This is a genomic window from Rubrivivax sp. JA1026, from assembly GCF_011065555.1.
Taxonomy (GTDB): domain Bacteria; phylum Pseudomonadota; class Gammaproteobacteria; order Burkholderiales; family Burkholderiaceae_C; genus Rubrivivax; species Rubrivivax benzoatilyticus.
Genome location: NZ_JAALCQ010000015.1, coordinates 1 through 9,486, shown reverse-complemented (window position 1 = coordinate 9,486; position 9,486 = coordinate 1). Strand labels below are relative to the sequence as shown.

8 protein-coding genes are annotated in these 9,486 nt (G+C 65.2%); 6 read left to right on the top strand and 2 right to left on the bottom strand.

All coding sequences use genetic code 11. The annotated features are described in order from the left end of the window. Positions 1–206 precede the first annotated feature (206 nt). Positions 207–632 carry a hypothetical protein gene (locus tag G5B56_RS19820; protein WP_206023558.1) on the top strand — a complete coding sequence of 142 codons (426 nt, stop codon included), beginning with the start codon at positions 207–209 and terminating at the stop codon, positions 630–632. A 151-nt stretch (positions 633–783) separates the two neighbouring features. On the opposite strand, the gene G5B56_RS19655 is transcribed toward G5B56_RS19820, so the two are convergent. Together G5B56_RS19655 and G5B56_RS19650 are read right to left on the bottom strand one after the other, a co-directional pair. Further along, on the bottom strand, positions 784–1,239 hold the full coding sequence (locus G5B56_RS19655) for a hypothetical protein (RefSeq protein WP_164964336.1): 456 nt from the start codon (positions 1,237–1,239) through the stop codon (positions 784–786). A gap of 16 nt (positions 1,240–1,255) precedes the next feature. Next, positions 1,256–2,323 carry a hypothetical protein gene (locus G5B56_RS19650; RefSeq protein WP_164964335.1) on the bottom strand — a complete coding sequence of 356 codons (1,068 nt, stop codon included), beginning with the start codon at positions 2,321–2,323 and terminating at the stop codon, positions 1,256–1,258. Between the two features lie 378 nt (positions 2,324–2,701). Between G5B56_RS19650 and G5B56_RS19645 the strand changes: the two genes are divergently transcribed. The 5 genes from G5B56_RS19645 to G5B56_RS19625 all read left to right on the top strand — a co-directional run bounded on the left by G5B56_RS19645 (position 2,702) and on the right by G5B56_RS19625 (position 9,283). Beyond that, on the top strand, positions 2,702–3,316 hold the full coding sequence (locus tag G5B56_RS19645; RefSeq protein WP_164964334.1) for a sigma-70 family RNA polymerase sigma factor: 615 nt from the start codon (positions 2,702–2,704) through the stop codon (positions 3,314–3,316). An 88-nt stretch (positions 3,317–3,404) separates the two neighbouring features. Continuing rightward, positions 3,405–3,596 (top strand): DUF1508 domain-containing protein, encoded by a 192-nt coding sequence (locus G5B56_RS19640; RefSeq protein WP_164964333.1) that lies wholly within the window; start codon positions 3,405–3,407, stop codon positions 3,594–3,596. Positions 3,597–3,714: 118 nt separating this feature from the next. Next, positions 3,715–5,682 (top strand): ATP-binding protein, encoded by a 1,968-nt coding sequence (locus tag G5B56_RS19635; protein ID WP_164964332.1) that lies wholly within the window; start codon positions 3,715–3,717, stop codon positions 5,680–5,682. Between the two features lie 116 nt (positions 5,683–5,798). Beyond that, entirely contained in the window at positions 5,799–7,328 is a 1,530-nt protein-coding gene (locus G5B56_RS19630; RefSeq protein WP_164964331.1) for an ATP-binding protein, read from the top strand. Next, positions 7,325–9,283, top strand: a complete 1,959-nt coding sequence (locus tag G5B56_RS19625; RefSeq protein WP_164964330.1) for a Druantia anti-phage system protein DruA — start codon at positions 7,325–7,327, stop codon at positions 9,281–9,283. The genes G5B56_RS19630 and G5B56_RS19625 overlap by 4 nt, the downstream gene beginning before the upstream one ends. Positions 9,284–9,486 lie beyond the last annotated feature (203 nt).

Genomic DNA, 9,486 nt, shown 5'->3' with positions numbered 1-9,486 from the left:
ATGCTGACTCCATTCTCAAGCGAAGGAGCCTCCTCGGAAGCCGGGGCGGTTCAGAGTCCGGCGTGCCGCTTGCCGATCAGAGTGATCACGGCGTCGTCGATCGATTGACGAATCGCGTAGAAGTCGCTCGATTCAGTCCGCCGATCGCGAAGGATCCGGACGTGTAGATGCCAGCTTGATTCGGCGCGCAGCAGGCGGGGCCTTCCATGAACCGACACGATGAAGCATCGACCGTCGAGATCGATTGGGGTCGTAGGCTTGCCGACGCGCAAGTTCAGGGTGAACTCGTGGACGTTGAGACCTTCTTGACGATGGTGGCTTGGAGCCGTGCAGAGCTTGATAGGGCCCTTTCCAAGTCCAGAGTCTTCTTGCTTCAGGTCGAGAACCGCGAGTACGCGCCCCGGTTCTTCTGCGGCAAGGGGCTTGCGCGGCTCCACGCGCAGTTGGTTTCCGCTGCGCTCGGGAAAGTCTCTCCCGGCGGCAAGTGGCACTTCTTTATGACGAAGAAGGGTAGCCTCGGAGGCGTCACACCTCTTGCAGCGCTCAGCCAGGGCCGGCGGCGCGCAGGTCAGTTCGACGCGCGGCCCTTGGATACGCAGAGCGTTAAGTCCGCCGCAGGCACATGGTCCTGACGCTCGCCCTCGGGCTACGTTTGCCTGCGGGCGGTGCCAAGTGTTGATCCCGTCGCAAGATGGCGCGTGCGTTCCGGTCAGAAATGGGTTCGGGCCCCACCCAACGGAAGATCCGTGTAGCCCGAACGCCGGTTCTGCGCCTGCGGCTTCTCTAAGCTGCGGCTAGTTCGCGGGACAGAAGCCGCGCGGAGAGCTTGAGCGCGGCATCGGGCAGTCCCGCGCGCGTGGCGAGGAGGAGCGCGCGGCGCAGCGTCTCATCGTTGAGTTGCTCCGGCGTGCGTACCCGAGTCGGGTCGTACAACTCCCCGGCACGAACGATTCGTACCGGTTCGACTCCGGCGAACTGATCGCCAGCAAGGTCGACGTCGCACACTCGGCGTCCGACCTCGAGGCGATTGAACCAGTGGCTCTGTCCTTCGACGACGGCGCTCACGAAGTCGCCCCCGAACTCCGCCTGGACGATCGCCGACACCGCGGCGCAGTGCCCGGCGCTCGGGATGGACGAATCCGTCCCGGGCGCGGCGGTGTCGCCGTGGAAGGCCTGCTCCAGACGAGCACGCAACTGCGTCAGCTTCGCGCTCGTCGCCTTGGGCTGTGCATGCTTCATTTCTCAGGTCCGTATCCTAGGACTTCTTCGTCCCGAACATGGTTGTAAGGACACCACCTACAAGACCGAGGATGGCGACCGCGATGACCACGTATTCTCGGTACGTGACCTTCTCGTTGCTGAGCGCAAGGATCATGCCTTGAATCGCGACGGGGAGGCCGATCACGAGCCCGAGCCCGACGAGGCGCAGCCATGCCGGCTTGATCCGCGCATGGAGGTCGAAGTCCCACATGTCCTCTTCGGGCTTCGTCGCTCCGACCGGCCGTCGACTGAGCGACAGCCGCGCGTCGAGCGGCGTCGCGGTGACCGCCGCCCGGAAGCGCACCGTCTTACGGTCGTATCCCGAATCGATCGCGAGCGCACGGGTACCAACGAAGGTCAGCACCTTCTCGTCGGCGTCCGCGGTGAGCCAGTTCAGATCCTTGTTCTCGAGCCGCGCCGGGAAGACGATCGCCTTCGGGCTGTAGTGGAGGAGCCGCACGTCGTACAACTTGCCGGACTGCAGTTCGAGCGTGCCCTCGGCACACGGCACCGGCTTGTTTGAGTCCGATTCATAGACGCCCTCGAGCCGATAAAACATCGGCTCGGCCTGGTATGCGGGGTACTTGGCGAGCGTCTCGCAGATCTTCTGCCACTCGCCGGTGTCCGCGTCGAGCCTGAGCGGCAGCCCTTGGGTCGCGATCTCCTCGCAGAAATGACCGACGACCTTTCCGTCCTTCCACATCGGCAGGTTGCCGCTCTGGGTTCTGATCTGACGGTTGAACACGTCGATGTCCTGGGCGAAGGCGAAGCCCGCCAGCGCGAACTCGAAGACGCAGAAGTCGCCCTGCACCTCGGTGTACGCCACCTTCCCAGCGCGTACGGGCGCGATCGCGGGCGGGGAATTCTGGTCGCTCGTGTCAACGTATGAGAGGCAGACGTCAGCGTCCACTAACTGATTGCCCTCGATCCGATCGTGCAGGCCGAGGGCGACGTGACGTAGCCGATAGCGGAACTGCAACCGCGCGCCCGCGGGCATCGCCAGCGCACGGAGGATGTCCTGGCGATAGCGCGGTGCCGAGTCCGAGGAGAAAAAGAACAGCATGGCGTGCTTGTTGTTGTCCCGATGATCCGCACCGGCGTCGGCGTTCAGGGTACCGCACCTCGCGCCGAACTGGATGGCAGCACTCTACCGGCCAGGTGGCTCATGACGTGATACACCCCGGTCCTTTTGCGCTGGATCGGAGTGTCGCTTGCGCGCCACAGGCGAACTCACGGCGATCTTCCGGTCGGCGGGGGTTGATGATTTGTTGCCTTCAACCGTAAACTGAACATTCGCAGGCGGTTGTTCTGCTCTCACCGGGCTCCTAACGTGGGCCTACTGGCAAAGAGTCGAATCGCGCCGAGGCTGGACCTCCTCCTGTCGTTGCAGCGCGTGCCCTTTTTGGGTGCGCTCGTCAATGACTCTCAACTGGAGGGCCCCATGGCCTCTGACGCATCGACTCCTTCCGCCACGAGTGCGGTCCGCTTCTCCCCGGACTTCCTCGACCACCTCCCCAGCTACCAGAAGGCGATCCGCGGCCAACGCATCGCGAACTGGGCACGCCAGCGCGGGCTCGAAGAGGATCTCGTGCAACTCGCGCTGCTCGACCTTGCTCGGGTCGAGTCCCGCTTCGATCCGGCGCGCGCCGCGTCGGCACATCACTACCGCATGGCGGTGCTCCCCTCCCGGGTGAGCGACTGCGTCGACGCGCTGATGCGCCTGCACAGCGACTTCGTCACCCTCGACGAGGAGCGCGCGGATTCGGACTTCGCCGACGACGAGACCGACCGTGCCGAGTCCGAGGAGGAGGCGTTCCAACTCGGCGACCCGGTGTTCGCGATCGCGATGCGCCGCCAGTGCGCCGAGGCCCTCTGCGTGGCGATCGCCGCGCTCCCCTCGGTGCAGCGCCGTGTCCTCGAGCTCGCGCTCGCCGACTACACCGACCGCGAGATCGCCGAGGAACTCGGCGTCTCCGTCCAGGCCGTGTGCACCGCACGGGGCAAGGGCACCGCCAAGGTCCAGGCCGCGCTCGACGCGAGCCACTCGCTCAACTGACCGATGCATCGAGACGCGTCGGCCTCCGCGGGGTGCGTCGGCGCGCGCTCGCCTCGATCGGCACCCTGACTCTCAACTCATCACGACCATGTACTTCATTCTCTACAAGGACAACAAGGGCGAGTGGCGTTGGACCCTCCGATCCGCCAACCACGAAGCCATCTGCGTCAGTTCCGAGGGCTACACCGCGAAGCAGAGCGCGATGCACAGCATCGCGATCGTGAAGACGGGCGCCGCTTCGGCCAAGACGTACGACGAATCGACCAAGACCTGGTCTTAGTACGGCGATCACATCGCCACGACGATCGGCGCTTGGGGGGCGTGCCGATCGTCGTTCACGCCGCCCCCTTCCTTGCCGGCTCCGAACGCGGGTCGGCCAAATGATAGGAAGCACGAAAATGAGTTTCGATACCGACACCGTCGCCGAGGCGACCGAGCAAACGGCCCTGCAGCATGAGCAGGCACCGATCCACGACAACGAGAGGCAGACCATGAAGAAGGCGCAACTCCTCCTCGAGACGATCGAGCGGCAGAAGGCGTACGTCGCGCGCGAAAAAGCCAAGGGCGGCGCGCAAGGCGTCGTGTTCCAGGACGCCTTCATCCGCGGCATGCGCGACCTCGGCTACAAGGACCCGGCCTGGGCCCTGGCCGAGTTGATCGACAACGCGGTGCAGGCCGGGGCCAACTCCGTCGAGATCAGCCTGGGCTTCGACAAGGGCAACGTGACGCAGGCAAAGAACCCGACGCAGATCGCCATCGTCGACGACGGCACCGGCATGCACAAGGACATGATCGGGTACGCCGTGCGCTGGGGCGGCACCGACCGCGAGGACGACCGCCACGGCTTCGGCCGCTTCGGGTACGGACTCCCGAGTTCGTGCGTGAGCATCGCCTGCAAGTACACCGTGTACTCGAAGGTCAAGGGCGAAGACTGGCATGCGGTCTCGATCGATCTCAAGAAACTGGCGGAGGCGAGTTCGGATTCGAAGGCGACCGAGGAACTCCTCGCGTCGAAGAAGGTGAAACTGCCCGCGTGGCTCCTCGAGCCGCACCAAGCATCGCTCCCGCCGGAGGATGGCGAGGAACTTTCGAAGCCGATTGACCTGCGCAGCCTCGAGTCGGGCACGGTGATCGTGCTCGAAGACCTCGACCGCCTGCGCGGCATGACCGGCTGGATCCAGGCCAATAAGCTGCGCCAGAAGCTCCTCCACCAGTTCGGCATCATCTACCGTCACTGGATCCCCGAGGTGCGGATCGCCGTGGACGGCGTCGATTGCCAGGCGATCGATCCCCTGTTCCTTTTGCCGCACGCGCGCTTCGTCGACGAGACGCGAGTGAAGGCGAAGAAGGTGATCGAGAAGACCTTCGAGATGGAGACGCGGGACGGCAAGAAGAGCGGCACGGTGAAGATCCGCGCGTCGTACCTGCACCCGCAGTTCTCGTGGGCGACGCCGGACGATTTCGCAACCGGCGAGCGCAAGAACAAGCGCTGGGATCAGGTGCTCGCGCCCAAGCACGGGCTCAACGGCTTCCTGGTCTGCCGCGAAGGGCGGCAGATCGACGTGGTGCAGCCGGCCTGGACGAAGTTCCAGAACAACGACGCGTACGTGAAGATCGAGATCGACTTCGACCCGGCGCTCGACGAGTACTTCAGCATCACCACGTCGAAGCAGCAGATCCGCATCGACGACGACATGGTCGAGAAACTGCGCACCGACGGCAAGAATGCCGGTGGCCTCGGTTCGCTCGTCGTCGACATGCGCCGCCAGTGGGACCTGGAGACGAAGAAGGTCCGCGCGGAGATCGACAAGGTCACGAACCAGAAGGCGGCGGAACTCCCGGCTGCGAACGCGATGGCGGAGGCGGAGCGGTTCAAGACCCGCACACCGCGTATCTCGCCCGAGGCGCAGCAGGAGGCGGAGAAGAACCTCGAGGAGGAGGTCGCCGCGCGCACCAAGGAGACGGGCAAGCCCGAGGAAGTGGTGCGGGAGGAGATCGCGGAGGAGACGAAGACCCGGCCGTGGGACATCGACTTCGATGCGATGGAGGAAGGCCCGTTCTTCCTCCCCAAGCGCATGGGCGACCAGAAGCGGATCATCCTCAACACCGCGCATCCCTTCTACACCCGCCTGTACGCGAAGGCGTCGGGCGACGTGGTGTCGGCGCTGCAGGTGCTGCTGTTCGTCCTGGCCGACGGCGAGATCGACGCCGAAGGAAATCGCGCCACCTTCTACAAGTCGGAGCGCAACTTCTGGTCCGGGCAACTTGGGATCGCGCTCGCGAGCCTGGTGCCGCAGGGCACCCTCGACGACGAGGCCTCGAGCGCGCTCGAGGCGGAGGAGCAGGGGCGAACGGCGCCGAAGTGACGGGGGCGTAAACTTGGGCTGAGCAGCGGCCGAGGTGACCCCTCGGCCGCTCGCCAGCTCGGGTTTTGAATTGAGGAGCGCGCCCTGTGAGTAAGCCGTCGAATTCGATAGTGGCCTTGGACAAATTCATCCTGTCCACGCGCGATTCCGGCTACAAGAGCACCTCGAGCGCCGTCGCGGAACTGGTCGACAACGCCATTCAGGCCGGAGCGCGGACGATCCGGATCGCGATCGAGGCGAGCGACGCGATGAGCGGCTCCGACGTGCGCATCCAAGTGGCCGACGACGGCAAGGGCATGGATCGACACACGCTGGTGCAGGCGATGCGCTTCGGCGGCAGCGGCCGGTACAACGATCGCTCGGGGCTCGGCCGCTTCGGCATGGGACTTCCGAACGCCTCCCTCGGTCAGGCGCGTCGCGCCAGCGTCTACACTTGGCAGTCCGCCGCGTCAGTGCTCACGACGTATCTCGACGTCGACGAGATCGCCGCGGGCGGGGTGGAGAGCATCCCCGAGCCGGTGCGACACAAGGCGGTGACCAACGTCGATCGCATCGACCCCGAGCACGGCACGACGGTGGTCTGGGAGCGCTGCGACCGGCTCGACAGCAAGCGCCCGTCGGCGCTCGCGCGAAAGCTCGGCACATCGATCGGGCGCATCTTCCGCTACTTCCTCCTCGGCGGCGTGACCATCGAGATCAACGGCACGCCGGTGAAGCCGGTCGATCCCCTGTACCTCAACCAGAAGGCGGTGCAGAGCGGCGCGCGCCAGTTCCAATCGACCTGGACTTGCGAGGTCTATGCAGACCCGCAGGATGAAGACAGCCCTGTCGGTAAGGTCGAGGTGGTGTTCTCGGAACTCCCGGTCGACGCGTGGTACGACCTCAGCAACGACCAGAAGCGCGACATCGGCGTCGCCAACGGCGCCGGGGTGTCGATCGTGCGTGCGGGGCGCGAGGTCGACTTCGGCTGGTTCTTCATGGGTGCCAAGCGCCGCGAGAACTACGACGACTGGTGGCGCTGCGAGGTGCGGTTCGACCCGGTGCTCGACGAGGCGTTCGGTATCACCCACACCAAGCAGCAGATCCGGCCGAAGGACTACCTGAGCGAAGCGCTCACCGGTTTCATGGAGACCACCGCGAAGGCGCTCAACGCGCGCGCTCGCGACGCGTTCGCGGCGATCAAGACGAGCAAGGCGTCGGACTCGGCCGAGCAGATCGCCGTCTTGCGTGACGGGCGGATGAGTCCGCTGCCGCCGATGCGCGTGGGCGACGTGCCTTCGTACGCGGCGATCGTCGAGCGCAATCCGCTCCTCAAGCGGATCGAACAGAACGGCAAGGACAACACGCCCTCGTATCACCTCCTCGAGGACGAACTCGCCTCGGCGGTGTTCCTCGAGCCTATGCGCATGGGCAACGCGATCGTCGGCGTCATCAATCCGCGTCACCAGTTTTATCGACAGGTGTACGGCCCGATCGTCTCGGGCAAGGAAGTCGACCCCGAGCAGGTGGCGAGCGGCATCCGTCTCATGGTCTTGGCCGCCGCGCGTGCCGAGGCCACGTTCACGAATCCGAAGGAGCGGAAGGTGCTTGAGGCCTTCCGCACCGAGTGGAGCCAAGCGATGGATGTGCTTCTGGCGAGGCGATGAAAGACTGGACGCAACTCACGAAGGAACCGATCGATACGCGACAACCGTCGTCGTTCGTTCGCGACGCGCTCGCTATCTTCAAAGACATCGCATCCGCACACGACGCCGGGGAGCGCATCGAGGCGATCGACATCGATGAGGCGCTCGCCGCCGCGCAGCAGCGTGCGCAGCGAATGAAGGATGCGGACGACCGCGCGTGGGGTGTCGCGATGGCGGGCGTGATGGCTGATCTCGTGCAGCAAGGCTGGACGCTGCATTTCCGTCGCGAACATCTCTGGGGCGAACGCCCTCTCTCGGGCATGTCGCGCGAGGTGCTGCGCGAGCGCCTGCTCGTGCGCCGCGACGAGCAACTCATGAAGACCTCCGTGCGCGCCTTCGTGCGCGACATGGAGCGATGGCGACTCCACAAGGGTCAACGCACGTCGATCGTGTCCTTGATGCGCGACGGTCGCGCGCTTGCCACGTCGCTCGCCGCAGGCGAGTCACTCACAGCGCTCGTCGATCCGTACATCCAGTTCGTGAGCAAGGACGACGTGTGCGCCTTCACCGGACTGCGCACGCAGGACATCTGGCGGTATTTCCGGCACACCTGGTCGAGTCCGTACGAGAGCGTCCCGGGACGGTCACTCCAGTTCATCGTGCGCGACCGCGCCGCTCCACTTCACCCGGTGATCGGGATCGCGGCGCTGAGCAGCGCAGCGGTGCGCCTCGGTCCGCGTGACCGCTTCATCGGCTGGGACACCGACCAGGTCGTCGACCGACTGATCGAAGGCGATCGCGATGAAGCGCTGCGGTGGGCGCGCAAGGTCGTGCAGGGCGCCATCGATGAGATCTACACCGTCGACTTCGTGCGCGACCTGCTGCTCCCTGCCGACCAGACGCAGTGGACGATCGAGACCGCGCTCGCCTGCGCGCAGTCCGCGGCATCGGCGAAGGTGCAGCACCATCGCCTGATGGAGGCGCAGGAGTACAAGTCGAGCGACGACGTGACCACCGAAGAGGCATGTGCCGCTCGGGCCGAACTCTATCTCTTCCGCGCGAAACGCGCGGTCGAACTCTCGAAGCTGATCCCCCTCTTGATTCAACTCGGGAGCGGTCTGCCGGACGGGCCCCAGGGGCGAGAACTCTTGTCGCGGGTTGTCCGCATCGCCCGCAGCAAGACGGTCGGCACGGAGATCGCCGACCTCACCGTCTGCGGCGCGATCGCACCGTACTCGCATCTCGCTGGCGGGAAGCTCGTCGCGATGCTCGCGACCACGCCCGCCGTGATCGCCGAGTACAAGCGCCGCTACGTGAACTCCCCAGGGATCATCGCCTCGTCGATGGCCGGGCGACCCATCGGGCGTCCGGCGAACCTCTGCTACATCGGCACAACCAGCCTCTACGGGCGCAGGCCGAACCAATACGACCGCCTCGGCATGCCCGCGCAGCTCGTCGGCGGACATGCAGGACTGACGATCCGCTACGAGCACATTCAGGACGAGAGCGACTCGCGGACACAGGGCGTCGGCACGTTCCACTTCTCCTCGCGGACGCTCAGGGGGCTCGAGCGCTTCGTCTCGAGCCGCAAGGGCGGGTGGAAGGCAAACAACCTATTCGGCGAAGGCACGAGCCCAAAACTGCGCGGACTGCGCGATGGCCTGATCGCGCTCGGACTCGACGCAGACGAACTCCTCGTGCATGGCATCGAACGCTGCATGTACGGAGTGAAACTTGCCACCAATCTCGACCGCTATCTCTTGGGCATGGACGAGTCTCCCAACTGGGTGTTCGACCCTGCCGATGTGGGAAGCGACAAGGTCGCCGCATGGTGGGCTGAGCGCTGGGCCGAGGCGCGCGCAAGACGCGAAGATGTTCTCGCGAAGGTACGACACGAAGGGCTCGCCCATCCCATCCGTCACCATGCGCGCGTACGCTTACCGGAGCGCGAGGACGGCCAGCAAGCCATCTTCTAGCGCTCCATCAGCGCCGCCAGAGATGATTGACTTGCCGCCCGCCGTGGGGTGCAACTGAGATGGATGCGGCATCTGCGAGGATGTCTCGTGCTTCGCCGCCTATACCGAGCGCGAGATGCACGCTACGGCTAGCACTTGGACAATCGTCAGCGAACCGCCCCGGCTTCCGAGGAGGCTCCTTCGCTTGAGAATGGAGTCAGCAC